The following is a 25,043-nucleotide window of genomic DNA, read 5'->3' on the forward strand; positions in this document are numbered from 1 at the left end:
GGACGTACGGCACGGCTGCGCGTACGCGGAGTGCTACGGGTGGGCGCCCGGGGCGTCCGGCTTGGCACCGAGCAGCACGGTGTCGCGACCGTCCTCCTCGGCGAGCTGGACCTTGACCGTCTCCCGCAGCGACGTGGGGAGGTTCTTGCCGACGTAGTCGGCGCGGATGGGCAGTTCGCGGTGGCCGCGGTCGACGAGGACGGCGAGCTGCACCGCGCGCGGGCGGCCGATGTCGTTCAGCGCGTCCAGGGCGGCGCGGATGGTGCGGCCGGAGAAGAGCACGTCGTCGACGAGGACGACGAGGCGGCCGTCGATGCCGTCGCCGGGGATCTCGGTGCGGGCGAGGGCGCGCGGGGGGTGCATCCGCAGGTCGTCGCGGTACATCGTGATGTCGAGCGAGCCGACCGGCATCTTGCGCTCGGTGATCTGCTCGAGCTTGTCGGCCAGCCGCCGGGCGAGGAAGACGCCGCGGGTCGGGATGCCGAGGAGCACCACGTCGTCGGCGCCCTTGGCGCGTTCGACGATCTCGTGGGCGATGCGGGTCAGGACCCGGGCGATGTCGGGCCCTTCCAGAACGGGCCGCGCCTCGGACTGCGCGTCACGCCGCCGGCCGTCCTGCCCGCCGTGCTGATTTTCCTGCTTGTCCATACGAAACGGACCCCCTTCTCCGCCTCACGGGACGGACCTTAAAGGACGTCGGATATGCGCCACCTACCGTAGCAGGCTCGCGGCGCCGCCCCGTGACCCCCCTGGCGCTCCCTCGCCACCCCTCTGCCGCACTCGTGTCACCCGTCCGGAGCAACGGAGGGCGGATATCACGGAAGAGTCGGTGCGGACCATTCGGCTTGACGCAGCAGAGTAACGCTGCGTAACCTCACAGTGAGTTACCAGCCGCGCGGCCGACAACACAGCCTGCCGCGTCGACACCTTGTCCGGGGAGCCATATGTCCAGCGAATACGCCAAACAGCTCGGGGCCAAGCTCCGGGCCATCCGCACCCAGCAGGGCCTTTCCCTCCACGGTGTCGAGGAGAAGTCCCAGGGCCGCTGGAAGGCCGTGGTGGTGGGTTCGTACGAGCGCGGCGACCGTGCCGTGACCGTGCAGCGCCTCGCCGAGCTGGCGGACTTCTACGGCGTCCCCGTGCAGGAGCTGCTGCCGGGCACCACCCCGGGCGGTGCCGCCGAGCCGCCGCCGAAGCTGGTCCTGGACCTGGAGCGGCTGGCCACCGTGCCGGCCGAGAAGGCGGGCCCGCTCCAGCGGTATGCGGCGACGATCCAGTCGCAGCGCGGTGACTACAACGGCAAGGTGCTCTCGATCCGCCAGGACGACCTGCGCACACTCGCCGTCATCTACGACCAGTCGCCCTCGGTCCTCACCGAGCAGCTGATCAGCTGGGGTGTCCTGGACGCGGACGCGCGTCGCGCGGTGGCGTCCCACGAGGAGCTCTGACCTCCGGCAGCCCCAGCAGAAACGTGCCGCCGGGGTGGCCTGAACCTTTCGGTTCCGGCCACCCCGGCGGTTTCTTGCGTGGGTGCGGCGCGGGCGGGGCTCGTGGAGCTACTCCCGGCGCAGCGAGGGCTTCAGGTCCTTCAGCCGGCCGAGGAGGCCGTTGACGAACGCGGGCGAGTCGTCCGTGGAGAACTCCTTCGCCAGCTGCACCATCTCGTCCAGGACGACGGCGTCCGGGGTCGCGTCGACCCAGATCAGCTCGTAGGCACCCAGGCGCAGGATGTTGCGGTCGACGACCGGCATCCGGTCGAGCGTCCAGTCGACCGAGTACTGCCCGATCAGCTCGTCGATGCGTGCGGCACGCACGGCGTAGCCCTCGACCAGCTCCATCGTGTACTCGCTCACCGGCGGCTGCCGGGTGTCGGACCGGGAGTGCCGGACCCAGTCGGCGAGCACCGTCAGGACGTCGGCGCCGCGCTGGTCGCCCTCGAAGAGGATCTGGAAGGCGCGCTTGCGGGCCGTGTTGCGAGCAGCCACGGTTAGCTGTTCACCCGGCCGAGGTAGTCGCTCGTACGGGTGTCGACCTTGATCTTCTCACCGGTGGTGATGAAGAGCGGGACGTTGATCTGGTGACCGGTCTCCAGGGTGGCGGGCTTGGTGCCGCCGGTGGAGCGGTCGCCCTGGACGCCCGGCTCGGTCTCCTTGACGACCAGCTCGACGGCGGCGGGCAGCTCGACGAAGAGCACCTCGCCCTCGTGCTGCGCGACGGTGGCCTCGAAGCCCTCGATCAGGAAGTTGGCGGCGTCGCCGACGACCTTGCGGTCGATCATCAGCTGGTCGTACGTCTCCATGTCCATGAAGACGAAGTAGTCGCCGTCCATGTACGAGAACTGCATGTCACGCTTGTCGACAGTGGCCGTCTCGACCTTGACGCCGGCGTTGAAGGTCTTGTCGACCACCTTGCCGGAAAGCACGTTCTTGAGCTTGGTACGCACGAAGGCCGGGCCCTTGCCGGGCTTGACGTGCTGGAACTCGACGACGGACCAGAGCTGGCCGCCTTCGAGCTTGAGCACCAGGCCGTTCTTGAGGTCGTTCGTGGAAGCCACGGTTTGGGAATCTCCTGGACTGGACTGACGTGGACGACCTCGGGGTTGCGCGCACAGCGCGAGGCTAGAGCGCGAGCAGCTCCTTGGTCGTGATGGTGAGTAGCTCGGGTCCGCCGTCCGCCTCGGGGCGCACGACGAGCGTGTCATCGATCCGGACCCCGCCCCGGCCCGGGAGGTGGACCCCCGGTTCGACGGTGACCGGCACACAAGCGTCCAGTTTACCCATGGCCGCGGGGGCCAACTGCGGGTCCTCGTCGATTTCCAGTCCGACACCGTGACCGGTGAGTGCGGGAAGGTTCTCCGCGTACCCCGCGCAGTCCAGTGGCTGGCGGGCGGCGCGGTCCACATCTCGGCAGGCGGCGCCGGGTGCGAGGGCCTCGCGTCCGGCGCGCTGGGCGGAGAAGACGAGGTCGTACAGCTCGATCTGCCAGTCGGCCGGTGAGGTGCCGATCACGAACGTACGGCCGATCTCGCAGCGGTAGCCGCGGTAGGTCGCGCCCAGGCACACGGAGAGGAAGTCGCCCTCCTCCACGCGCCGGTCGGTGGGCCGGTGGCCGCGGCGGCCCGAGTTCGGGCCGGTGCCGACGGACGTCGGGAAGGCGGGACCGTCGGCTCCGTGGTCGACGAGGCGGCGTTCCAGCTCCAGGGCGAGATGCCGCTCGGTGCGGCCGACCAGGATGGACTCCAGGAGTTCCCCGAGGGCCTGGTCGGCGATCTCGGCGCCGATGCGCAGGCAGGAGATCTCCTCCTCGTCCTTGACCACCCGGAGCTGCTCGACGGCCTGTCCGAGGTCGGTCAGGCGCAGTCGGGGCGCGACCGAGCGCATGGAGCGGTGCCGGACCACGGTGAGGTGGTGGTCCTCCGCGGCGAGGGACTCGGCGCCCTGCTCCGCGGCGAGGCCGGTGGCCGCGACGGCCGGATCGCCGCCGGGTCCGGGCAGCGTGCGTACCGGAAGGGACTCGTCGGGCCGGCCCACGGTCGGCCGGTCGTCCGGCGGGCCCGAGCAGACCAGCAGGTCCTCGGTCCTGCCGAGCAGCAGGACGGCGCCGTGCGGGGCGGCGCCCGCGAGATAGCGCACGTTGGCGGGCCGGGAGACGAGCGCCGCCGCGCTGCCGCCCGCGTTGCAGCGTTCCCGTAGGCGCGTCCGGCGGGCCGCGTACACCTCTGACATGAGCCGAGCGTATGGCTCCGCCGGGGGGTGCGCCGCTCGGGTGGGCCGAGTGGGCGGGGCGGGGATGCCGTGGTGCGCCTAATGGGTCGGGGCTTGTCGTTGTCTGGCGCCTGACCGCCGGTGGGGGTCGTTCGCGCAGTTCCCCGCGCCTCTTGAGGGGCGCTTCCGCTTACCGGTGCCTACCAGTTCGGCGGGCTGGCTATCGAGCGGGAGAGGACCTCGTTCAGGAGGTGGGCGGTTTCCGGGACGTCGAGTTGGGAGTTGTCGATGATGGGGAGGCCCGAGCCGTACCAGCCGGCCATGCGGCCGTGGATGCGGGCGACCTCCTCGTCGGTGAGGCGCCGGTTGCCGCTGCGCTCGGCGTTGCGCTCCAGGACGATGTCGAGGCCCGGCAGCAGGACCACCGGCAGCAGACCGGGGCCGACGTGCCGCTTCCAGCCGCCGAGGCCGACGACCGGGCGGTCCGGGAAGACCGCGTCGTCGAGGATGCAGGAGATGCCGTTGGCGAGGAAGTTGCGGGCGGAGAAGCCGCAGGTGCGGCGGGCGAGGCGGTACTGGGCCTCCGAGTGTTCGTTCCACCCGGTCTGGGGGTCGGCGAAGCCGGAGCGGACCCATTCGCGGACGTCGTCGAGGCTGATGTGCGCGGTGGGGACCCGCCGGTGCTCCGCCCAGTACTTGGCGACGCTGGTCTTGCCGGCTCCCGCGGGGCCGATGAGCAGCACCGCGAGGGTGGTCGTGGTGGGGTCGGGTGCGGCGGCGGTGGCCGGGGGCAGGCTGGGCACGGCCACCGGGCCGCCGGGGGGCAGCCGCACATGACCGGTGGTGTCCGGCGCGGGCGGGGCGGGAGCCGGCTGGTGCGGGCCCGGACCCGGATGGGGCGCGGGGGCCTGCTGCGGTGCCACGGGATGCGGGGCCCGCAGCGGATACCCGGGAGCCGGGGGCGGCGGCACGGGAGCGGGTCCCTGGTGCGGACCGGGGTGGTGTGCCGCCGGGGACCAGCCGGCGGCCGGTCCGTGCCCCGGCTGGTGGGGCGGCGGCAGCGGAGAACCCACTGGGTGCTGCATCCGGTGCCACTCCGTCTCGTACAGGCGATGGGCGCTGACGGCGGGTGGGGGAACACCCGCGTGCCCCCACAGCCTAGAAGGTGCTGGGGGACCCCCGTCCGAACGGTACCGCCCCCGGCCGTCGTTTGGTGAACGGCCGGGGGCGCCCCGAAGTGCCCGTCCGGCAGGGCGAATCGGACGGAAGGCCGCAGCCGGGTACTACTCGCCCACCTCGCCGTAGGCGGCGAGGAGGACGGCCGGGTCGGGGCCCTCGAGCACGGTGGGCTTGGCGAGGCCGTCCAGGACGATGAAGCGCAGCATGTCGCCGCGGGACTTCTTGTCGACCTTCATGTTCTCGACCAGCTTGGGCCACTGGTCGTGCCGGTAGTGCAGCGGCAGTCCCACGGATTCGAGGATGCTGCGGTGGCGGTCGGCGGTGGCGTCGTCCAGGCGGCCGGCCAGTCGGCCCAGTTCGGCGGCGAAGTGCATGCCGACGGAGACGGCGGCGCCGTGGCGCCACTTGTAGCGCTCGTTCTTCTCGATGGCGTGGCCGAGGGTGTGGCCGTAGTTGAGGATCTCCCTGAGGCCCGCCTCCTTCAGGTCGGACGAGACGACCTCGGCCTTGACCTTGATGGAGCGCACGATCAGCTCGGCGGTGTGCGGTCCGGCCGGGGTGCGCGCGGCCTGCGGGTCGGACTCGATCAGGTCGAGGATCGCCGGGTCGGCGATGAAGCCGGCCTTGATGACCTCGGCCAGGCCCGAGACGTAGTCGTTGACCGGGAGCGAGTCCAGGGCGGCCAGGTCGCACAGGACACCGGCCGGCGGGTGGAAGGAGCCGACGAGGTTCTTGCCCTCGGCGGTGTTGATGCCGGTCTTGCCGCCGACGGCCGCGTCCACCATGGCCAGCACGGTGGTGGGGACGGCGATCCAGCGCACTCCGCGCAGCCAGGTCGCGGCCACGAATCCGGCCAGGTCGGTGCTGGCGCCGCCGCCGACGCCGACGATGACGTCGGTGCGGGTGAACCCGGACTGGCCGAGCGCCTTCCAGCAGTACGCGGCGACCTCGGCGGTCTTGGCCTCCTCGGCGTTGGGCACCTGGATGGCGACGGCCTCGTAGCCCTGCTCGGCGAGGTCGGCGCGCAGGGCGTCACCGGTCTCGGCGAGCGCCTCGGGGTGGATCACCGCGACCCGCTTGGCCTTCGCCCCGATGAGGGCGCCCAGCTCCCCCAGGAGCTGACGGCCCACCAGGACCTCGTAGGGGTCGGACCCGGCGGTGCCGCCGATCCGGATCCTCGTCACATCGTGCACAACAGCGTCCTCGGGCCGGGGGTCCGGGGGCTGCCCCCCGGGGGATACAGTCTTCAACTCCAGCGCGTCCAGAGCGGCTTGGGTGACTTCTTCGGGTGTGCGGCCGTCGGTGGCGACGACTGCCGTGGCCACCTCCTCGTAGAGGTGCCGACGGGCCTCCATCAGCTCGCGCCACTGCTTGCGGGGGTTGACGGCCAGCAGCGGACGCGCCGCGTTCAGGCCGGTGCGCCTGACGGCCTCCTCGACGTCCATCGAGAGGTAGACGACGCGCTGAGCGGCGAGCAGGGCGCGCGTGTCCGCGTCGAGGACCGCGCCGCCGCCGAGGGCGAGGACGCCGTCGTGCTCGGCGAGCGCGGTGCGTACGGCGTCCTTCTCCAGCTCGCGGAAGACGGGCTCGCCGTCGTCGACGAAGATGTCGGCGATGGTCCTCCCCTGGGCGGTGACGATGTCCTCGTCCGTGTCGCGGTGGCCGACGCCGAGCCGCTCGGCGAGCAGCTGTCCGACGGTGGACTTGCCGACGCCCATCGGGCCGACGAGGACGACCAGCGGGGCCCCGCTCATCGGATGGCCAGGTGGTCGAGGTACGAGGACACGTTGCGGCGGGTCTCGGCGACCGAGTCGCCGCCGAACTTCTCCGCGACGGCGTCCGCGAGGACGAGGGCCACCATGGCCTCGGCGACGATTCCGGCGGCGGGGACCGCGGACACGTCGGAACGCTGGTGGTGCGCCTGCGCGGCCTCGCCCGTGGCCACGTCCACGGTCTTCAGGGCCCGCGGCACGGTCGCGATCGGCTTCATCGCGGCGCGCACCCGCAGCAGTTCGCCGGTGGTGAGGCCGCCCTCGGTGCCGCCGGAGCGGCCGGAGACCCGGCGGATGCCGTCGGGTGTGCTCACGATCTCGTCGTGCGCCCGGGAGCCGGGCACGCGGGCCAGTTCGAAGCCGTCGCCGATCTCGACGCCCTTGATCGCCTGGATGCCCATGAGCGCGCCCGCGAGCCGGGCGTCGAGCTTGCGGTCCCAGTGGACGTGCGAGCCGAGGCCCACCGGCACGCCGTAGGCGAGGATCTCGACGACGCCGCCGAGGGTGTCGCCGTCCTTGTGGGCCTGGTCGATCTCGGCGACCATCGCCTTCGACGCGTCCGCGTCCAGGCAGCGCACGGGGTCGGCGTCCAGCTTCTCGACGTCGGCCGGCGTCGGGTACACGCCGTGGGGCGCCTTCGCCGAGGCCAGTTCGACGACATGGCTGACGATCTCGACGCCGGTCGTCTCCTTCAGGTACGAGCGGGCCACCGCGCCCAGCGCGACGCGGGCCGCCGTCTCCCGGGCCGAGGCGCGCTCCAGGACCGGGCGGGCCTCGTCGAAGCCGTACTTCTGCATGCCGGCGAGGTCGGCGTGGCCGGGCCGCGGCCGGGTCAGCGGGGCGTTGCGCGCGAGGCCGGCCAGCACCTCCGGGTCCACCGGGTCGGCCGACATGACCTGCTCCCACTTGGGCCACTCGGTGTTGCCGACCATGACGGCGACCGGGGAACCCATGGTCAGACCGTGCCGGACGCCTCCGAGGAAGGTGACCTCGTCGCGCTCGAACTTCATCCGCGCACCGCGACCGTAGCCGAGCCGCCGCCTCGCCAGGTGGTCCGCCACCATGTCGGTGGTGATCGGCACGCCGGCGGGCAGACCCTCCAGCGTCGCGACGAGTGCGGGACCGTGGGACTCCCCCGCGGTCAGCCAGCGCAACCTGCTCAACGGTGCTCCTCAGTGCTCGCGCCCCGGTATGCCCCGCGTACACGCCTTGTCCATGTACGCGACGGTCCGACCGGGTGCGCGGCCCCGGCCCGCCGCCTCCGATCCTCCCATGTCCGGCCGCCCGACCCGGTCGCCGGTCCATTTGACGGACGCGCGGCCCCGGCCGGCGTCAGGCGGCGCCGTCGCCCGGCCCCCGCGCGGGTGCGTAGGAGCCCAGGAAGTCGGCGCCGCTCTCCTGCCGCCGCCGCGGTGCGTAGGGGCCGAGGAAGTCGGCGCCGCTCTGTCCCGGCTGGGCCGGCCCGGGCGCGGGCGGGCCCGTCCGCATCGCGCGCCGCCGGGCGACCCGGCGCTTCAGCCCGAGCATCCAGCTCGCGAGGACGGCGAGCACGATCAGCGCGAGTACCGTGAGCTGCACCCAGTCCGGCAGGAAGCCCAGGGCGGCCTCGAAGATCTGGCTCTTGGCGGAGGCCAGCGGCACGCCTGTGTCCATGGGTCGTCTTCCCTCCCGTCCCGCCCCCTGCGGAACCGGTCAGACCCTAGCGGTCCGCGAGCGCGCGCTCCCCCGCTTCTCGCATCGCGGCCAGCGGGGCCGGAGCCCGGCCGGTCATCTGCTCCACCTGGAGCACCGCCTGGTGGAGCAGCAGGTCGAGGCCGCCGACCACGGCTCCGCCGTACGCCGACCAGCGGGCGGCGAGCGCGGTGGGCCAGGGTTCGTAGAGCACGTCGAAGAGGGTCGTCGGCGTCTCCGGAACGGCGGCGGCGAGGGCGTCGGTGGTTCCGGCCGGGGTGGTGGCCACGACCAGCGGGGCACGCAGCGCCTGCTCGGCGTCCGCCCAGTCGGCGATGCGCACCTCGACGTCGAGCCGCTGCGCCCAGCCCCGCATCTCGGCGGCACGCGCGGCGCTGCGGACGTACACGGTGACCTCGCCGGTACAGATCCGGGCCAGGGCGGCGAGCGCGGAGGACGCGGTGGCGCCGGCGCCGAGGACCGCGGCGGTCTCGACCTTCTCGACGCCGTGTTCGCGCAGGGCGGCGACCATACCGGGGATGTCCGTGTTGTCGCCGGTGCGGCGGCCGTCCTCGGTGAGGACGACCGTGTTCACCGCGTCCACGGAGGCCGCGGTGTCGCTGACCGAGTCGAGCAGCGGGATGACCGCCCGCTTGAGCGGCATGGTCAGCGACAGCCCGGCCCATTCGGGCCCCAGCTCCGCGAAGAAGCCGGGCAGCGCGGCCTCGTCGACGTCGAACCGGTCATACGTCCACTGCGCCAGGCCCAGCTCGGCGTAGGCGGCGCGGTGCAGCGCCGGGGAGAGGGAGTGGGCGATGGGAGAGCCGAGAACGGCGGCTCGGCGGGGTGCGGACATCACTGGTTCTTCGAGGCTTCCCACTGGTCGACCAACTTCTGGTGTTCCGCATTGGTCTTGGTGAACTCGCTCGTCTTGCCGTCGCGCGAGATGAAGTAGTACCAACCATCGTCGGTCGGGTCGAGGGCTCCCTTCAGCGCCTCCTCGCCGGGGTTGCTGATCGGTCCGGGCGGCAGACCCTTGGCGTGGTAGGTGTTGTACGGGTTGTCGAAGTTGCGCAGCTTGCTGAGGGACAGGTCGATCTTGCTCTGGTTCTTGATGTAGTTGTACGTGGAGTCGAACTCCAGCATCCCGTTGGTCTGCTCGTTGCCCGGCTTGAGGCGGTTGTAGACGACCTCGGCCATCTTGCGGAAGTCCTCGTGGCCCATGCCCTCCGCCTGGACGAGGCTGGCGACGGTGAGCACCTGCCACGGCCCTTCGAGGCCCAGACTCTCGGCCTTGCTCTCCAGGCCGAGTTCCTCGTACTTCTCGGTGGACCGCGCCACCATCTGCTTCAGCACGTCCTCGGGCTTCTGCCCCTTGGCCGCCGAGTAGCTGGACGGGTAGAGGAAGCCCTCCAGGGGATCCTTCACGTCCTTGTGGTTCAGCGCCCAGTCGGGCAGGCCAAGGCTCTTGTACTCGCTCTTGGCGACCTGGGCGGTGGTGCCCTCGTCCAGTCCGAGACGCTTGTCGATGTCCTTGTAGATGGCGGCGTTGCGCTTGCCCTCGGCGATGATCAGGTTGCTGCGGCTCTTCGGACTGAGCAGGAGTTCGACCGCGCTCTCGGCCGACATCTCCTTCTGCAGCGTGTACACGCCGTCCTGGATGCTCTTGCCGCGGGGATTGCTCTGCTGGGCGGAGATGAAGGCGTCGACGCTCTTCACCACGCCCTGGCGCTTGAGTTCCTGGCCGATCGTGGAGCCGCCGGCGCCCTTGGGGATCGTGACGGTCACCTGCTCGCCGTTGCCGCTGCCCGCGAAGTCCGGGGCGGCGCCGAAACGATCCTGGTAGTACTGGTAGCCGAAATAGCCGATACCGGCCACGCCGCCGCCGAGCACGAGGCAGACCACCAGACAGGCGCATCCGCTGCGGCGCTTCTTGGGCTTGCCGCCGCCCCGCGCCCTGCGGTCCCCGCGCTCGCCGCGGCCCTCGTCCTCCGCATCGTCGTCACCGTCGCCGTCCTCTCCCGCGAAGAAGGCGTGCTCTCCTTCGTCGGGGCCCGGGTCCCAGTCGGTGCGCTCGGGCTCGGGCTCGGCGCGGCGGCGGGTGGGCGGCTCCGGCGGCGGGTACGCGTCGGGGGTGCCGTAGAGGTCGGGCTGTTCGGCGCCGTAGCCGCCGGCCTGCTGTCCGTAGGGGTCGGACGGGTCGGCCGGGTAATGCGCCTGGGGGTGGGTGCCGCCGTCCCAGCCACCGTTGTCGTAACCCTGCTGCGGCTGAGCCTGGGGCGCGTACTGCTGGTCGTACTGCTGCTGACCGTACTGGTGCTGGTCGTACTGCTGCTGGTCGTACTGCTGCTGACCGTACTGGTGCTGGTCGTACTGCTGCTGGTCGTACGGGCGACCGTACTGGTCGTACTGCGGCTCGGGGTGCTGGTGGCCGTACTGGTCGTACTGCGGCTGCCCGCCGCCGTACGACGACTGGCCGCCGTTGCTCCAGTCGCCGTAGCCCTGCTGCTGCGCCTGCTGCTCCGGATACTGCTGCGGCTGGCCGCCGTAGGGGGACTGCTGACCCGCGTGGGCCTGCTGTCCGCCCCATCCGCCGTCCCCGTACAACGGGTCCTCCGGATGCCACGGTTCGGAGCCTGGGCCCCGGCCATACTCAGTCATGGATCCCCTAGAGCCGCGAGGCGACGGGGGGCGCGGCCTGTGCCGAAGGGCCCGCTTCCGTTCCGCCTCTTGCTGTGCGGTGGCTGTTCGAATGCCTCCGCATCGCGCGGAACGTTACCGTACCGCGATCAGATGACCACTTCGACGCCCTCGCCAGGTGGCCTGCCTGACACCCGTTCGGATTCCAGCGCCTGCTGAAGGATGATCACAGCGGCGGCCTGGTCGATGACCGACCTGCCCTTCTTGGACTTCACTCCCGAGGCCCGCAGCCCCTGACTGGCCGTGACCGTCGTCATGCGTTCGTCCACCAGCCGGACCGGGACGGGCTCGATGCCCTTGGCCAGCTCCTGGGTGAAGCGCCTGACCTTGGCCGCGGCCGGGCCTTCACCCCCTTTGAGGGAGCGGGGCAGGCCGACGACGACCTCGATCGGCTCGTACTCCTCGACCAGCTGTCGCAGGCGTCGGTGCGCCGCGGGCACGTCGCGTCCGGGGACGGTCTCCACCGGGGTGGCGAGGATGCCGTCGGGGTCGCAGGACGCGACCCCGATACGGGCGTCGCCGACGTCGACGGCCAGGCGACGGCCGCGGCGCATCGCCGGGCCGTCCGCCTGGTCGTTCTCGGGCGTACTCACTTGGCGGTGTCCGCCACGAGGCGCTCGACGGCGTCGACGGCCTCACCGATGGCGGCCGCGTTCTGACCGCCGCCCTGGGCGACGTCGGGCTTGCCGCCACCGCCGCCGCCGAGGGTCTTGGCGGCGGTGCGCACCAGGTCACCGGCCTTGAGACCGCGCTCGCGGGCGGCCTCGTTGGTGGCGATGACCGTCAGGGGCTTGCCGTTCACCGTGGTGAACAGGGCCACGACCGCGGCCCGGCCGCCCTGGATGCGGCCGCGCACGTCGAGGACCAGCTTGCGCAGGTCGTCGGCGGTGGTGCCGTCCGGGACCTGACCGGTCACCAGGGCGACACCGCGCACGTCCTTGGCGGAGTCGGCGAGACCGCCGGCGGCCTGGAGGACCTTCTCGGCGCGGAACTTCTCGATCTCCTTCTCGGCGTCCTTCAGCTTGCCGAGCATGGCGGAGACCTTCTCCGGAAGCTCCTCCGGACGGCCCTTGATCAGCTCCTGGAGCTGGGCGACGACCGTGTGCTCGCGGGCGAGGAAATTGTAGGCGTCCACGCCGACCAGGGCCTCGATGCGGCGCACACCGGAGCCGATGGAGGACTCGCCGAGCAGCTTGACCAGGCCGAGCTGGGCGGTGTTGTGCACGTGGGTGCCGCCGCACAGCTCCTTGGAGAAGTCGCCGATGGTGACGACGCGCACGCGCTCGCCGTACTTCTCGCCGAACTCGGCGATGGCGCCCTGCTTCTTGGCCTCGTCGATGCCCATGACGTCGGCGCGGACGTCGAGGTCGCGGGCGAGCACCTCGTTGATCTTCTGCTCGACGTCGGTCATCACGGCCGTCGGCACGGCGGACGGCGAGCCGAAGTCGAAGCGGAAGCGGCCGGGCTGGTTCTCGGAGCCGGCCTGCGCGGCCGTCGGGCCGAGGGCGTCGCGCAGGGCCTGGTGGGTGAGGTGGGTGGCCGAGTGGGCGCGGGCGATGGCGTGCCGGCGGCGGTCGTCGATCAAGGCCTGGGCCTTGGCACCGACGGTGACCTCGCCGACCTGGACGACGCCCTTGTGGACGTACACGCCCGGCACCGGCTTCTGGCAGTCGCGGACCTCGATCACGGCGCCGGTGTCGACGCGGATCCGGCCGGTGTCGCCGATCTGGCCGCCGCCCTCGGCGTAGAACGGGGTGCGGTCCAGGACGATCTCGACCTCGTCGCCCTCGGTGGCGGCCGGGGAGGAGGCGCCGTCGACGAGGATGCCGACGATCGTGGACTCGGTCTCGGTGTCGGTGTAGCCGACGAAGTCGGTGGCGCCGGCCTTGTCGGCGATCTCCCGGTAGGCGCCGGCGCCCGCGTGACCGGTCTTCTTGGCCTGGGCGTCGGCCTTGGCGCGCTCCCGCTGCTCCTTCATCAGGCGCCGGAAGCCGTCCTCGTCCACGGAGAGCCCCTGCTCGGCGGCCATCTCCAGGGTGAGGTCGATGGGGAAGCCCCAGGTGTCGTGGAGCAGGAACGCCTTGTCGCCGGCGAGGACGGTGCCGCCGGAGGCCTTGGTGTCGGTGACGGCGGTGTCGAGGATGTTGGTGCCGGCCTTCAGCGTCTTCAGGAAGGCGTTCTCCTCGGCGAGGGCGACCTTCTCGATGCGCTCGCGGTCGGTGATCAGCTCGGGGTACTGCTGCCCCATCATGCCGATCACGACCTCGATCAGGTCCTTGACGACCGGCCCGGTGGCACCGAGGAGGCGCATGTTCCGGATGGCGCGGCGCATGATGCGGCGCAGCACGTAGCCGCGGCCCTCGTTGCCGGGGGTGACCCCGTCGCCGATGAGCATCACGGAGGTGCGCATGTGGTCGGTGACCACGCGCAGGGACACGTCCGAGGCCTGGGCGTCGCCGTAGGCCACGCCGGTCAGTTCGGTGGCCTTGTCGATGACGGCCATGGAGGTGTCGATCTCGTACATGTTCTGCACGCCCTGCAGAATCATGGCGAGGCGTTCCAGGCCGAGGCCGGTGTCGATGTTCTTGCTCGGCAACTCGCCGAGGATCTCGAACTCCTCCTTGCCGATGCCCTCGCCCCGCTCGTACTGCATGAAGACGAGGTTCCAGATCTCCACGTACCGCTCGTCGTTGACGGCGGGGCCGCCCTCGGCACCGAACTCGGGGCCTCGGTCGTAGTTGATCTCGGAGCAGGGGCCGCAGGGTCCGGGGACGCCCATGGACCAGTAGTTGTCCTTCTTGCCGAGGCGCTGGATGCGCTCGGAGGGGACGCCCACGACGTCGTGCCAGATGCGCTCGGCCTCGTCGTCGTCCTTGTACACGGTGATCCACAGGCGCTCGGGGTCGAGGCCGTAACCGCCCTTGTCCTGGGGGCTGGTGAGCAGCTCCCAGGCGTACTTGATGGCGCCTTCCTTGAAGTAGTCGCCGAAGGAGAAGTTGCCGCACATCTGGAAGAACGTGCCGTGGCGGGTGGTCTTGCCGACCTCTTCGATGTCCGGTGTGCGCACGCACTTCTGCACGCTGGTGGCGCGGTCGAAGGGCGGCTTGACCTCACCGAGGAAGTAGGGCTTGAAGGGCACCATGCCGGCCGGGACGAGGAGCAGAGTCGGGTCGTCCGCGATGAGCGACGCCGAAGGGACGACGGTGTGACCGCGCTCCTCGAAGAAGCTCAACCAGCGGCGACGAATCTCGGCCGACTCCATCAGTGGTCCTCATTCCGGTTGTACGAGTACGGCGTCCTGTCGTCGACGACGTACTGGGGGTTGGTGCGGTTCTCGATGGCGGCGCGGTGCCGGGGTGCGGCGAGCGGCTGGTCGACGGGGGCCGCCAGGCCCAGCGCGTCGTCCAGTTCGGCCTCCCGCTGGGCCATGTTGTCGCGGACGTCGAGCGCGAAGCCCACCGCGCGGTCCCTGACCCGGGTGCCCACGTCCAGCGCCTTGTTGGCCGCGGTCGCGGCGAGGCTGTCGGGGGTGAGCTGCTTCAGCTTCCGGTTGACCTTGGTGGTGGCCCACACGCCGGCGGCCACGCCGGTGCCGAACCAGAACGTACGGCGGAACATCGCTGGATCAGTCCTTCTTCCGCTTCGTCCGCCGCGCGGCCGGGATCGTACGGCCGACGATCACGGCACGCCGCGGCTCCTTGGCCCGGCCGGCGGGCACGTCTTCCTTGCGACCGCCGAGTGCCCGGCGCACGCCGTACCCGAACGCCGCGACCTTGACCAGGGGGCCGCCGAAGGTGGAGGCCACGGTCGTGGAGAGCGCGGAGGCGTTCGACGTGACCTCCTGGACGTCGGAGGCGATCGCGTCGACCCGGTCGATCTGGGTCTGCGCGGAGCGCACCGCCGACGAGGCGTCGGCCAGCAGCGGCACCGCCTGGTCGGTCACGTCCGCCACGAGTTTGGTGGTCGTCCTGAGCGTCTGGGCCAGCCTCGCCAGTGCGACGGCGAGGAAGGAGACCAGGATCGCCCAGAAGACGGCCACCAGGATCCCGGCCACCTCGCCACCGGACACTGTGTGCACCCGCTCCCTGAAACGACGTACCTGAGAATTGACGTACCTGAGCTTCGAAAAAGTCGTGCGGCGAGCCTATCGCGCCGCGCGCGGGGCTCCGTACCCGATCGCCGTCCGCGCGGCGGAGTGCGGTGAAGTCGCGGGAAGCGATTGTACGGAGTGAATTCGGTTCAGTACGCTCCGTGTTTCATGCGAGACCATCGGCGCGACGGCATCCCGCACGGCAACCTACCGCTGGAACTCGACACGTTCGTGGGCAGAGCGAGGGAGCTCGCGGAGCTGGGCCGGGCGTTGGACTCCGGGCGGCTGGTCACGGTCGCCGGGGCCGGTGGCGTCGGCAAGTCGCGCCTCGCGGCACGGGCGGCCGTCCGGCGCACCCCCCGGGACGGGGTGTGGCGGGTGGAGCTGGCGCCGGTGCGCGACGAGGAGTTCGTGGACTACGCGGTCGTGGAGACGCTGGGCCTGACCGACCACACCACCCGGCTGCCGCGCGAGACGCTGTTCGCGCACCTCGCCGAGCGGGAGCTGCTGCTGGTCCTGGACGGGTTCGAGCACCTGGTGGACGCCTGTGCCGCGCTGGTGACCGACCTGCTGGGCCGCGCCCCCGGGCTCCGGGTGCTGGCGGTGGGTCGCAGGCCGCTGGGCGTGGCCGGGGAGCGGCTGATCCCGCTGGCGCCGCTGGGGCCGGAGGAGGCGGTGGAGCTGCTCACGGTCCGGGCCGGTCAGCTCCATGTCACGTGCGGCTACGACGCCGATCCGGACGCGGACCACCGGGAGGTGCGGGAGCTGTGCCGGCGCCTGGACGGGATCCCGCTGGCGATCGAGCTGGCCGCGGGGCGCCTGGGCGCGCTGTCCCCGGGGCAGGTGCTGCGGCGGCTGGACGACCGGTTCCGGCTGCTGACGGGCGGGGACCGCACCGCGCTGCCCCGGCACCGGACGCTGCGCACGGCGATCGGCTGGAGCCACGAGCTGTGCACGCCGCCGGAGCGGCTGCTGTGGGCACGCCTGTCGGTGTTCGCCGGGCCGTTCGACCTGGAGGCCGCCGAGTACGTGTGCAGCGGCGACGGGCTGCCGGCCGAGGACGTGCTCGACGTGCTCTCCGCGCTGCTCGCCCAGTCGGTGCTGACCCGCGAGGAGTCCCCGGTGGGGGTGCGCTTCCGGATGCTCGACACGGTGCGGGCGTACGGCACCGACTGGCTGGAGGCGACGGGGGACGCGCCCCGGCTGCGGCGGCGGCACCGGGACTGGTACGTGGGGTTGGCGACCTGGTGCGAGCTGGAGTGGTTCTCGCCCCGGCAGAGCGAGGTCGCGGCGCGGGTCGACGCGGAGCTGCCGAATCTGCGCGGCGCGCTGGAGCACTGCCTGAGCGAACCGGACGGGGTGCATCTGGGCCAGTACCTGGCGGGTGCCCTCTGGTTCCACTGGGTCGGCTGCGGGCGGCTGTCGGAGGGGCGGCACTGGCTGGAGCAGGCGGTGCGGCTGGAGGCGGAGCCGACGGCGGGCGAGCAGTCCCGGCTGAAGGCGCTGTGGGTGCTCGCGCACGTGGCGATCCTCCAGGGCGACACGGTGCCCGCGCTGGCGGCGCTGCAGGAGTGCCGCCGGGAGGCGGAGCGGTCGGCGAACCCGACGGCGGTGGCGTACGCGGAGCACCGCACCGGCTGCCTGGCGCTGGTGACGGACGACCTGCCGCGCGCGGAGGCGTTGCTGCGTTCCGCGCTGCACCGCTACCGGGAGATCGGCGAACTCAACAGCAACGTGCTGATGGGCCAGGTGGAGTTGGCGATGGCCCGGGCGTTCCAGGGCGATCTGCCGGACGCGGTGCGCCTGTGCGAGGACGTGCGCCAGGTGTGCGTGGACCACGGCGAGCGCTGGGCCCGGGGGTACGCCCTGTACGTGCTGGCGTACGCGGCCTGGAGCGAGGGGGATCCGGTGCGCGCCCGCGAGCTGCTGGCCGACTGCCTGGGCGGTGCGCACCGCTTCCGCGACCAGCTGGGCTCGGTGCTGGCGGTGGAGCTGCTCGCCCTGGTCACGGTGGCGGAGGGCGACGCCACGGAGGCCGCGGTGCTGCAGGGCGCGGCGGGGCGGATGTGGCCGTCGGTGGGTCTGCCGCTGTTCGGCTCGGCGCACTACAACGCGCCGCACGAGCTGTGCGAGGCGGCGGCGCGGGAGCAACTGGGCGACGAGCGGTACGAGGAGTGCGTGCGGCACGGGGCGCGGCTCGGGCGGCGGGAGGCGGTGGCGCGGGCGCTGCGCCGGCCGGGGTGCCGGCCTCGCTGCCGGCGCCGCGCCCGGCGGCCGGCCGGCGGGCCGCGGCGGGCGCCGGGACGGCGAAGCCCGCCGCCTCGCCCACCCGGAAGGGCGGGGAGACGGCGGGCTGAGGTACCGCTGGTGGTACTGCGCCGGGGCTGGGATCAGCGGGCGTAGTACTCGACGACGAGCTGCTCGTCGCAGATCACCGGGATCTCCTTGCGGTTCGGCTCGCGGTCCAGGCGGAACGCCAGGGCCTTGAGGTTCACCTGGAGGTAGCGCGGGGTCTCGCCGTCGGGGGCGAAGCCACCCTCGCGGGCGATGGTGAAGAGCGTCTTCTCCTTGGAGCGGTCGCGCACCTGCACGACGTCGTCCGGGCGGACGCGGAAGGACGGCTTGTCGACCTTCTGGCCGTTGACCTGGATGTGGCCGTGGACGACCATCTGGCGGGCCTGGTAGATCGTGCGGGCGATGCCCGAACGCAGGACCAGCGCGTCGAGACGGCGCTCGAGCTCGATGACCAGGGCCTCGCCGGTCTTCATGTTGGTCTTGGAGGCACGCTCGTAGGCGCGGACGAGCTGGCGCTCGCTGAGGTCGTACTGCGCGCGCAGACGCTGCTTCTCGAGCAGACGGACCTTGTAGTCCGAGTTCTGCTTGCGGCCGCGGCCGTGCTCGCCCGGCGGGTAGGGGCGGGCCTCGAAGTACTTGACGGCCTTCGGGGTCAGCGCGATGCCGAGGGCACGCGACTTCTTGACCTTGGGACGGGGCTGGTTCGCCACTGTCTGTGTCTCTTTCCTGGTTTCCGGCTTGTCAGGGTTGAGGGAGGTCGCATCCGCAGCCGGGGAAACCCGCCGGGTCCGCTCGGGACCTGTCGGGCAGCCGCTCCCCTGGTCTGGGCACATACGTGCAGCACGCGAGTGGCCCACCGACCGCTTCCGGAACTCCGGGTGGTGGTGGGCTGCCCGCGACACCATCGACGGTGCGCGACGCTCCTGGAACCCGCTGGGGGTTCCGGCCGATCGCCCCGTTCTGACTGCACGGGGCACGGCACTGCGGGTCATTCTACAGGCTGCTCAGGACCGCTTGCGACCGAGGTGCCCGCGGGTCCACTCCACCGCGTCCGCGTATCTCGCCTCGGCTCCGTGCCGGGTCGGCGCGTAGTACGTGCGGTCCTTCAGCTCGTCCGGGGCGTACTGCTGGGCGGCGATGCCCTCCGGCAGGTCGTGCGGGTACACGTAGCCCTGCCCGTGCCCCAGCTTGCCCGCGCCCTTGTAGTGGCTGTCGCGCAGGTGCGCGGGGACCGGTCCGGCGTGGCCCTTGCGCACGTCCTCCAGGGCGGCGCCGATGGCGGTGGTCGCGGCGTTGGACTTGGGGGCGAGGGCCAGGGCGATGGTGGCGTGGCTGAGGGTGAGGGCGGCCTCGGGGAAGCCGATCATGGCGACGGCCTGGGCGGCCGCCACGGCGATCTGCAGCGCGTTGGGGTCGGCGAGGCCGATGTCCTCGCTGGCGGAGATCATCAGGCGCCGGGCGATGAAGCGGGGGTCCTCGCCGGCCTCGACCATCCGGGCCAGGTAGTGCAGGGCGGCGTCCACGTCGGAGCCGCGGATGGACTTGATCAGGGCGCTGGCGACGTCGTAGTGCTGGTCGCCGTCGCGGTCGTACTTCACGGCGGCCCGGTCGACCGTCTCCTCCAGCGTGCTCAGGGCGATCTCCGGCTCGCCCTTGTCCAGCGCGGCCCCGGCGGCGGCCTCCAGGGCGGTCAGGGCGCGGCGGGCGTCGCCGCCCGCGATGCGCAGGAGGTGCTCCTCGGTGTCCTCGGGCAGGGCGAGGGCTCCCCCCAGGCCGCGCTCGTCGGTCAGGGCGCGGCGCAGCAGGTTCCGGAGATCGTCGTCGGTGAGGGGTTCGAGGGTGAGCAGGAGGGAGCGGGAGAGCAGTGGGGAGATCACCGAGAAGTACGGGTTCTCGGTGGTGGCGGCGATCAGGGTGACCCAGCGGTTCTCGACGGCCGGGAGGAGGGAGTCCTGCTGGGCCTTGCTGAAGCGGTGGATCTCGTCGAGGAAGAGGACGGTCTCCTTGCCGTATCCGCCGACCGCGCGGCGGGCGCCGTCGATGACCGCGCGGACCTCCTTGACGCCCGCGGTGATCGCCGACAGCTCCACGAACCGCTTGTTGGTGGCCTTGGAGACGACGTACGCCAGGGTGGTCTTGCCGGTGCCCGGCGGGCCCCAGAGGATGACCGAGGAGGGGCCGGCGGGGCCGGAGCCTCCCTCGCCCACCAGACGGCGCAGGGGGGATCCGGGCTTGAGCAGGTGCTGCTGACCGACGACCTCGTCGAGGGTGCGCGGGCGCATCCGCACGGCGAGGGGGCTGCCGGTCGGGTCCTTCTCCTGGCGTTCTTCGGCTGCGGCGGTGAACAGGTCGGGCTCCACGCTCTGAACCCTAAATGACCGCACTGACAACCGGGCCGCCCGTCAGCTGGTCCAGAAGTCCCACCAGCGGGTGAGGATCATCATGCCGATGATGCCGACGTGGAGCACCGGCAGGACCCAGGTGAACTCGCCGAAGAACCCGCGCAGCCAGTTCGGCGCGGGCAGGAAGCCCTTGCGGACGTTGAAGGACGTCACGTACCAGAACATCAGGATGGTGGCGACCCAGGCCAGGCAGCACCACAGGCACAGCGAGTTGATCCGGTACAGGGACTGGAACTGCAGCCAGGAGACGAACGCGACACCGAAGAGGCAGCCGGCGTTGAAGGTGAGCCAGTACCAGCGCGGGTAGGTGGCGCGGGCGAGCAGGCTCATGCCGACGCAGATGACGATGCCGTAGGCGACGAGGCCGAGCATCGGGTTGGGGAAGCCGAAGACGGAGGCCTGGTCGCTCTCCATGATGTTGCCGCAGGAGACGACCGGGTTGAGGCTGCAGCCGGGCGTGAACGTGGTGCCGGCGACCTTGGCCTCGAGGATCTTCTGCTTGTCGATCGTGATGACCCAGGCGGCGAGCAGGCCGGCCGCGCCCGTGATCACCAGCAGCAGCGCGAGGGCGCGGCTGCCGCCCTCGGTGCGTGTGGCTCGGGTGGTGGGGTCCGGCGCGGACTCTGCCACGGTGGAGGCGTCCTTCACTGTCGTCTTGCTCATCACGCCGATTCCGTCACTGGAGAGTGGGACCTGCTTCGGGCAGGGGCCATTGTGCCGCACCAGCCTGTAGGGGCACCGTTCGATGAGCCTATGAAAGGGTCGGCGATCACTCCGGAGCGGCGCGTTCCGGCCAACACCCGTTCCCCGTGGGCACGCGCGCGCGAACACGCGTGCCCCGCAGGGGTGTCGCCGGGCTAGCCGAGCCTCGACTCGAGTTCGGCCACGATCTCGTTGACGCCGATCGCGGTCTGCTCGCCGGACTCCATGTCCTTGAGCTGGACGACGCCCTCGGCGAGGTCGCGCTCGCCCAGGACCAGGGTGTAGCGGGCGCCCGAGCGGTTGGCGGCCTTCATCGCGGCCTTGAGCCCCTTGCCGCCGTAGGAGAAGTCGGCGGCGACGCCGTTCTTGCGCAACTCGGTGACCTTGGCGAACAGGATCCGGCGGGCCTCCTCGCCGAGCGGGACCGCGAAGACGGAGGTGGCCGACGGGATGTCCGGTTCGATGCCCTCCGCCTCCAGGGCGAGGACGGTGCGGTCGACGCCGAGGGCCCAGCCGACCGACGGCAGGGAGGGGCCGCCGATCATCTCGGACAGGCCGTCGTAGCGGCCGCCGCCGCCCACCGCGGACTGGGAGCCGAGGCCGTCGTGGACGAACTCGAACGTCGTGCGCGTGTAGTAGTCCAGGCCGCGCACCAGCTTCGGGTCGTCCTCGAAGACCACGCCCGCCGCCGTGATCAGCTCGCGCACCTCCTCGTGGTACGCCTTGCAGGCGTCGCACAGGTAGTCGCGCAGCAGCGGGGCGTCGGTGAGCTGCTTCTGGACGTCGGGGCGCTTGTCGTCCAGGACCCGCAGCGGGTTGATCTCGGCGCGGCGCAGGGTGTCCTCGTCCAGGTCGAGACCGCGCAGGAAGTCCTGGAGCGCGGCCCGGTAGACGGGGCGGCACTCCTGGTCGCCCAGGGAGTTGAGCAGGATGCGGAAGTTCCGCAGGCCGAGGGCGCGGTACGACTGGTCGGCCAGGATGATCAGTTCGGCGTCCAGGGCCGGGTCCTCGGCACCGATCGCCTCGGCGCCGACCTGGGAGAAGTGGCGGTAACGGCCCTTCTGGGGGCGCTCGTAGCGGTACTGCGAGCCCGAGTACCAGACCTTCACCGGCAGGTTGCCCGCCTTGTGCAGGTTGGCCTCCAGGACCGCGCGCAGCACGGGTGCGGTGGTCTCCGGGCGCAGGGCGAGCCGGTCGCCGCCCTTGGTCTCGAAGACGTACATCTCCTTGGTCACGATGTCGGTGGACTCGCCGACGCCGCGCGCGAACAGCTCGACGTTCTCGAAACCGGGCGTCTCGATGTAGCCGTAGCCGGAGTTGCGCAGCGGGGCGGCGATCGCCTCGCGGACCGCCAGGAACTTGGCGGAGTCGGGCGGCAGCAGGTCGTACGTGCCCTTGGGGGCCTTGAAGGTGCTCACGGAAGGTCTCGTCACATTCCTCGTCGGGGCGCGTCGGGAGCGCTGTTCCCTTGGCGGCCTGCGGCCACTTGCCGCACGTACGGGTTGGTGGCCCGTTCCTGGCCGATGGTGGTCTGGGGGCCGTGGCCGGACAGCACCACGGTCGCGTCGTCGAGCGGCAGGCACACGCGCGCCAGGGACTCGAGCAGGTCGTCCATGGAGCCGCCCGGCAGGTCGGTGCGTCCGATGGAGCCGGCGAACAGCAGGTCGCCCGAGAACATGACCGGCGGGATGTCCGCCGCCTCGGGCAGGCCGAAGGTCACCGACCCCTTGGTATGGCCGGGGGCGTGCGCGACCGTCAGTTCCAGGTCCGCCAGCGCCAGCTTCGCGCCGTCGGCCAGCTCCCTGACGTCGTCCGGCTCCCCCACGGTCAGCTCGCCCATGAGCGGCATGCCGACGCTGCGGCCGATGCCCTTCTCGGGGTCGCTCATCATGTACCGGTCGTCGGGGTGGATCCAGGCCGGCACGTCGTGCGCGCCGCAGACCGGGACGACCGAGGCGACGTGGTCGATGTGGCCGTGGGTGAGGACGACGGCGACGGGCTTGAGCCGATGCTTGCGGATCGCTTCCTCGACTCCGGGGGCCGCCTGGTGGCCCGGGTCGATGATCACGCACTCCTCACCGGCGGCGGGGGCGACGAGATAGCAGTTCGTCCCCCAGGCACCGGCGGGGAACCCGGCAATGAGCACGATCGTCCTTCGTTTGTGTCGGTACGGGTGGGCTTGCGAACGGGCCGCGCCCATGGTCAGAGCCTACCGGCGGTGCCGATTCCTCAGCGAACCCATATACGGTACGGGGCTACACGCCCACGGTCGGCTCATCGCACCCACGCGTACCGGTCGGCACACGAAGACGCATGAGGAGAGAACCCGGTGGTCACCCAGGAGCAGCGGCGGCGTCAGCTCGCCCGGGAGAAGTTCTTGCGGCAGCAGCAGCGACGCACCTCGGCACGGCGCAAGGCACGCATGCGCAACGCCGCGATCGCGTCGGTGCTCGGCGTGATCGTGATCGGCAGTGTCGCGCTGTACACGACCGGCGTGGTCCTGGGGGACGACGACGACAAGACGAACGCGAGCGCGGACGTCACGCCGAGCGCCTCGGCTCCGAGCAAGGCTCCGGACCCGTGCGACAAGCCGGCCGACGGCAAGGTCAAGACGCAGACCTGGAAGAAGGAACCCGCGCTGACCGTCGACAAGTCGGCGAAGTACACGATGAAGCTGGCGACGACCTGCGGCGACATAGACATCGCGCTGAAGGCGTCGGCGGCGCCGCACACCGTCAACTCGTTCGACTTCCTGGCCGGCAAGGGCTTCTTCGACCACACCAAGTGCCACCGGCTGACCACCGAGGGCATCTACGTGCTCCAGTGCGGCGACCCCACGGCCCAGGGCAACGGCGGGCCCGGCTACACCATCCCGGACGAGAACCTCAAGGACAAGAGCCTCAAGGACAACGTGTACCCGGCGGGCACGGTCGCGATGGCGAACACCGGGCAGCCCGACTCCGGCGGCAGCCAGTTCTTCCTCGTGTACCAGGACAGCCAGCTGCCGCCCAGCTACACCCCGTTCGGCACCGTCTCGGACGAGGGCATGACGGTGCTGAAGAAGCTCGCCGCCGCGGGGGCCCAGCCCGCGGACCCCACGACCGGCAACACCGCACCCAACGCGACGGTCGTGATCAACAAGGCCACGGTCACCAAATCCTGACCCTCATCAGCGAAAGTTCGGTCGTGCGGGATGCGGACAGGCCGCCCGCCGGTCGCCTATGTTGGCCGTGACGAAACTGTGGACGATGCCCGGGGGTAGCGAAGCCCTCCGCAGGCATCATGTGGAGGAGGCGCTGTGAGCAGCGACCCGTGGGGCCGCGTCGACGAGACGGGGACCGTGTACGTGCGTACGGCCGACGGCGAGCAGGTCGTCGGCTCCTGGCAGGCGGGCTCCCCCGAGGAGGCCCTGGCCTACTTCGAGCGCAAGTACGAAGGCCTGGTTGTGGAGATCGGCCTCCTCGAGAAGCGGGTGAAGACCACCGACCTGTCGGCCAAGGACGCCCAGGCCGCCGTCGACCACCTGCGCGAGCAGGTGGACGCGCACCACGCGGTCGGCGACCTGGACGCCCTGCGGGCCCGGCTGGACAAGCTGGTGGCGCTCGTGGAGACCCGGCGCGAGGAGCGCAAGGCCCAGCGGGCCAAGCAGTCCGACGAGGCGCGGGGCGCCAAGGAGGCCCTGGTCGCGGAGGCCGAGGAGCTGGCCCGTTCCGACCAGTGGCGGGCGGCCGGCGAGCGGCTGCGGTCCCTGGTCGACACCTGGAAGGGCCTGCCGCGCCTGGACCGCAAGTCCGACGACGAGCTGTGGCACCGCTTCTCGCACGCGCGCTCGGCGTTCTCCAAGCGCCGCAAGCAGCACTTCGCGCAGCTCGACGCCCAGCGCGAGGAGGCCCGGCGGACCAAGGAGCGGCTGGTCTCCGAGGCCGAGGCGCTGTCGAACTCGACGGACTGGGGGCCGACGGCCGCGCGCTACCGCGACCTGATGTCCGAGTGGAAGGCCGCGGGCCGTGCCCAGCGCGAGCACGAGGACGACCTGTGGAACCGCTTCCGCGGCGCCCAGGACGTGTTCTTCGCCGCCCGCAGCTCGGTCTTCGCCGAGCGGGACGCCGAGCAGACGGAGAACCTGAAGCTCAAGGAGGAGCTGGCCGGGGAGGCCGAGAAGCTCCTCCCGGTCACCGACCTGAAGGCCGCCCGCGCCGCGTTCCGCTCGGTCAACGAGCGCTGGGAGGCCATCGGCCACGTTCCGCGCGACGCCCGGCCGAAGGTCGAGGGGCGGATGCACGCGGTCGAGCGGGCGCTCCAGGAGGCAGAGGAGACCGAGTGGCGCCGCACCAACCCGGAGGCACGCGCGCGTGCCGAGGGTCTGACCGGTCAGCTCCAGGCCGCCGTGGACAAGCTGCGTTCCCAGATCGAGCAGTCTCGCGCCCAGGGCAACAACGCCAAGGCCGACAAGCTCGCCCGTGAGCTGGAGGGCCGGCAGGCGCTGCTCGACCAGGCGCTCAAGGGGCTGCACGAGTTCGGCGGCTGA

At 71.5% G+C, this 25,043-nt stretch carries 22 protein-coding genes and 1 pseudogene; 4 read left to right on the top strand and 19 right to left on the bottom strand.

What is annotated here, in order from left to right; genetic code table 11:
* Nucleotides 1–33: 33 nt before the first annotated feature.
* On the bottom strand, nt 34–648 hold the full coding sequence (gene pyrR / locus BJ961_RS24150; RefSeq protein ID WP_271414898.1) for a bifunctional pyr operon transcriptional regulator/uracil phosphoribosyltransferase PyrR: 615 nt from the start codon (nt 646–648) through the stop codon (nt 34–36).
* A 296-nt stretch (nt 649–944) separates the two neighbouring features.
* Between pyrR and bldD the strand changes: the two genes are divergently transcribed.
* Nucleotides 945–1,448: a transcriptional regulator BldD gene (gene bldD, locus BJ961_RS24155; RefSeq protein WP_007447547.1), complete on the top strand. Its 504-nt coding sequence runs from the start codon at nt 945–947 to the stop codon at nt 1,446–1,448.
* 108 nt (nt 1,449–1,556) lie between these two features.
* Here the strand turns inward: bldD and nusB are convergent, their stop codons facing one another.
* The 13 genes from nusB to BJ961_RS24220 all read right to left on the bottom strand — a co-directional run bounded on the left by nusB (nt 1,557) and on the right by BJ961_RS24220 (nt 15,104).
* Nucleotides 1,557–1,985 (bottom strand): transcription antitermination factor NusB, encoded by a 429-nt coding sequence (nusB, locus tag BJ961_RS24160; RefSeq protein WP_271414899.1) that lies wholly within the window; start codon nt 1,983–1,985, stop codon nt 1,557–1,559.
* A 2-nt stretch (nt 1,986–1,987) separates the two neighbouring features.
* Nucleotides 1,988–2,554, bottom strand: coding sequence for an elongation factor P (gene efp / locus BJ961_RS24165; protein WP_271414900.1), 567 nt, complete (start codon nt 2,552–2,554; stop codon nt 1,988–1,990).
* Between the two features lie 64 nt (nt 2,555–2,618).
* Entirely contained in the window at nt 2,619–3,725 is a 1,107-nt protein-coding gene (locus BJ961_RS24170; protein ID WP_271414901.1) for an aminopeptidase P family protein, read from the bottom strand.
* A 179-nt stretch (nt 3,726–3,904) separates the two neighbouring features.
* The gene (locus BJ961_RS24175; protein ID WP_271414902.1) at nt 3,905–4,789 is read right to left on the bottom strand and encodes a Pro-rich N-terminal domain-containing protein; all 885 of its coding nucleotides are present in this window, start codon (nt 4,787–4,789) and stop codon (nt 3,905–3,907) included.
* Nucleotides 4,790–4,987: 198 nt separating this feature from the next.
* Nucleotides 4,988–6,637, bottom strand: a complete 1,650-nt coding sequence (aroB, locus tag BJ961_RS24180; protein ID WP_271414903.1) for a 3-dehydroquinate synthase — start codon at nt 6,635–6,637, stop codon at nt 4,988–4,990.
* Nucleotides 6,634–7,818, bottom strand: coding sequence for a chorismate synthase (aroC, locus tag BJ961_RS24185; protein WP_271414904.1), 1,185 nt, complete (start codon nt 7,816–7,818; stop codon nt 6,634–6,636). Before aroC ends, aroB begins: the two co-directional genes overlap by 4 nt.
* 169 nt (nt 7,819–7,987) lie before the next feature.
* Complete coding sequence (locus BJ961_RS24190; protein WP_271414905.1) at nt 7,988–8,308, bottom strand: hypothetical protein; 321 nt, start codon at nt 8,306–8,308, stop codon at nt 7,988–7,990.
* 46 nt (nt 8,309–8,354) lie between these two features.
* Nucleotides 8,355–9,182 (bottom strand): shikimate dehydrogenase, encoded by an 828-nt coding sequence (locus BJ961_RS24195; protein WP_271414906.1) that lies wholly within the window; start codon nt 9,180–9,182, stop codon nt 8,355–8,357.
* Nucleotides 9,182–10,987: an endolytic transglycosylase MltG gene (gene mltG, locus BJ961_RS24200; protein WP_271414907.1), complete on the bottom strand. Its 1,806-nt coding sequence runs from the start codon at nt 10,985–10,987 to the stop codon at nt 9,182–9,184. Before mltG ends, BJ961_RS24195 begins: the two co-directional genes overlap by 1 nt.
* A gap of 128 nt (nt 10,988–11,115) precedes the next feature.
* Nucleotides 11,116–11,580, bottom strand: coding sequence for a Holliday junction resolvase RuvX (gene ruvX, locus BJ961_RS24205; protein WP_271417153.1), 465 nt, complete (start codon nt 11,578–11,580; stop codon nt 11,116–11,118).
* Between the two features lie 35 nt (nt 11,581–11,615).
* Nucleotides 11,616–14,288 (bottom strand): alanine--tRNA ligase, encoded by a 2,673-nt coding sequence (gene alaS / locus BJ961_RS24210; protein WP_271414908.1) that lies wholly within the window; start codon nt 14,286–14,288, stop codon nt 11,616–11,618.
* Nucleotides 14,288–14,644 carry a hypothetical protein gene (locus tag BJ961_RS24215; protein ID WP_271414909.1) on the bottom strand — a complete coding sequence of 119 codons (357 nt, stop codon included), beginning with the start codon at nt 14,642–14,644 and terminating at the stop codon, nt 14,288–14,290. The genes alaS and BJ961_RS24215 overlap by 1 nt, the downstream gene beginning before the upstream one ends.
* Nucleotides 14,645–14,651: 7 nt before the next feature.
* Nucleotides 14,652–15,104 (bottom strand): DUF948 domain-containing protein, encoded by a 453-nt coding sequence (locus BJ961_RS24220; protein ID WP_271414910.1) that lies wholly within the window; start codon nt 15,102–15,104, stop codon nt 14,652–14,654.
* A 180-nt stretch (nt 15,105–15,284) separates the two neighbouring features.
* Here BJ961_RS24220 and BJ961_RS24225 point away from each other — a divergent pair.
* Nucleotides 15,285–17,473: pseudogene (locus tag BJ961_RS24225) on the top strand (ATP-binding protein).
* A 33-nt stretch (nt 17,474–17,506) separates the two neighbouring features.
* Here BJ961_RS24225 and rpsD read toward each other — a convergent pair.
* The 5 genes from rpsD to BJ961_RS24250 form a co-directional block, all read right to left on the bottom strand.
* Nucleotides 17,507–18,121 (bottom strand): 30S ribosomal protein S4, encoded by a 615-nt coding sequence (rpsD, locus tag BJ961_RS24230; protein WP_031035730.1) that lies wholly within the window; start codon nt 18,119–18,121, stop codon nt 17,507–17,509.
* A 294-nt stretch (nt 18,122–18,415) separates the two neighbouring features.
* Nucleotides 18,416–19,771, bottom strand: coding sequence for a replication-associated recombination protein A (locus BJ961_RS24235; protein WP_271414911.1), 1,356 nt, complete (start codon nt 19,769–19,771; stop codon nt 18,416–18,418).
* A gap of 42 nt (nt 19,772–19,813) precedes the next feature.
* Nucleotides 19,814–20,476, bottom strand: coding sequence for a vitamin K epoxide reductase family protein (locus BJ961_RS24240; protein WP_271414912.1), 663 nt, complete (start codon nt 20,474–20,476; stop codon nt 19,814–19,816).
* 194 nt (nt 20,477–20,670) lie between these two features.
* Nucleotides 20,671–21,933 carry a histidine--tRNA ligase gene (gene hisS, locus BJ961_RS24245; protein ID WP_271414913.1) on the bottom strand — a complete coding sequence of 421 codons (1,263 nt, stop codon included), beginning with the start codon at nt 21,931–21,933 and terminating at the stop codon, nt 20,671–20,673.
* A gap of 11 nt (nt 21,934–21,944) precedes the next feature.
* Complete coding sequence (locus tag BJ961_RS24250; RefSeq protein WP_271414914.1) at nt 21,945–22,661, bottom strand: MBL fold metallo-hydrolase; 717 nt, start codon at nt 22,659–22,661, stop codon at nt 21,945–21,947.
* Nucleotides 22,662–22,844: 183 nt separating this feature from the next.
* Here BJ961_RS24250 and BJ961_RS24255 point away from each other — a divergent pair, with 183 nt between their 5' ends.
* Both BJ961_RS24255 and BJ961_RS24260 read left to right on the top strand, forming a co-directional pair.
* Nucleotides 22,845–23,678, top strand: coding sequence for a peptidylprolyl isomerase (locus BJ961_RS24255; protein ID WP_271414915.1), 834 nt, complete (start codon nt 22,845–22,847; stop codon nt 23,676–23,678).
* A gap of 135 nt (nt 23,679–23,813) precedes the next feature.
* Nucleotides 23,814–25,043, top strand: a complete 1,230-nt coding sequence (locus BJ961_RS24260) for a DUF349 domain-containing protein (protein ID WP_271414916.1) — start codon at nt 23,814–23,816, stop codon at nt 25,041–25,043.

Source organism: Streptomyces lienomycini (genome assembly GCF_027947595.1).
Classification (GTDB): Bacteria; Actinomycetota; Actinomycetes; order Streptomycetales; family Streptomycetaceae; genus Streptomyces; species Streptomyces lienomycini.

What these genes read in the sequence shown, in the direction of transcription:
- pyrR (WP_271414898.1), bottom strand. Translation starts at nt 648, where the DNA reads ATGGACAAGCAGGAAAATCAGCACGGCGGGCAGGACGGCCGGCGGCGT.
- bldD (WP_007447547.1), top strand. Translation starts at nt 945, where the DNA reads ATGTCCAGCGAATACGCCAAACAGCTCGGGGCCAAGCTCCGGGCCATC.
- BJ961_RS24170 (WP_271414901.1), bottom strand. Translation starts at nt 3,725, where the DNA reads ATGTCAGAGGTGTACGCGGCCCGCCGGACGCGCCTACGGGAACGCTGC.
- BJ961_RS24175 (WP_271414902.1), bottom strand. Translation starts at nt 4,789, where the DNA reads ATGCAGCACCCAGTGGGTTCTCCGCTGCCGCCGCCCCACCAGCCGGGG.
- aroB (WP_271414903.1), bottom strand. Translation starts at nt 6,637, where the DNA reads ATGAGCGGGGCCCCGCTGGTCGTCCTCGTCGGCCCGATGGGCGTCGGC.
- BJ961_RS24190 (WP_271414905.1), bottom strand. Translation starts at nt 8,308, where the DNA reads ATGGACACAGGCGTGCCGCTGGCCTCCGCCAAGAGCCAGATCTTCGAG.
- BJ961_RS24195 (WP_271414906.1), bottom strand. Translation starts at nt 9,182, where the DNA reads ATGTCCGCACCCCGCCGAGCCGCCGTTCTCGGCTCTCCCATCGCCCAC.
- mltG (WP_271414907.1), bottom strand. Translation starts at nt 10,987, where the DNA reads ATGACTGAGTATGGCCGGGGCCCAGGCTCCGAACCGTGGCATCCGGAG.
- ruvX (WP_271417153.1), bottom strand. Translation starts at nt 11,580, where the DNA reads ATGCGCCGCGGCCGTCGCCTGGCCGTCGACGTCGGCGACGCCCGTATC.
- alaS (WP_271414908.1), bottom strand. Translation starts at nt 14,288, where the DNA reads ATGGAGTCGGCCGAGATTCGTCGCCGCTGGTTGAGCTTCTTCGAGGAG.
- BJ961_RS24215 (WP_271414909.1), bottom strand. Translation starts at nt 14,644, where the DNA reads ATGTTCCGCCGTACGTTCTGGTTCGGCACCGGCGTGGCCGCCGGCGTG.
- BJ961_RS24240 (WP_271414912.1), bottom strand. Translation starts at nt 20,476, where the DNA reads ATGAGCAAGACGACAGTGAAGGACGCCTCCACCGTGGCAGAGTCCGCG.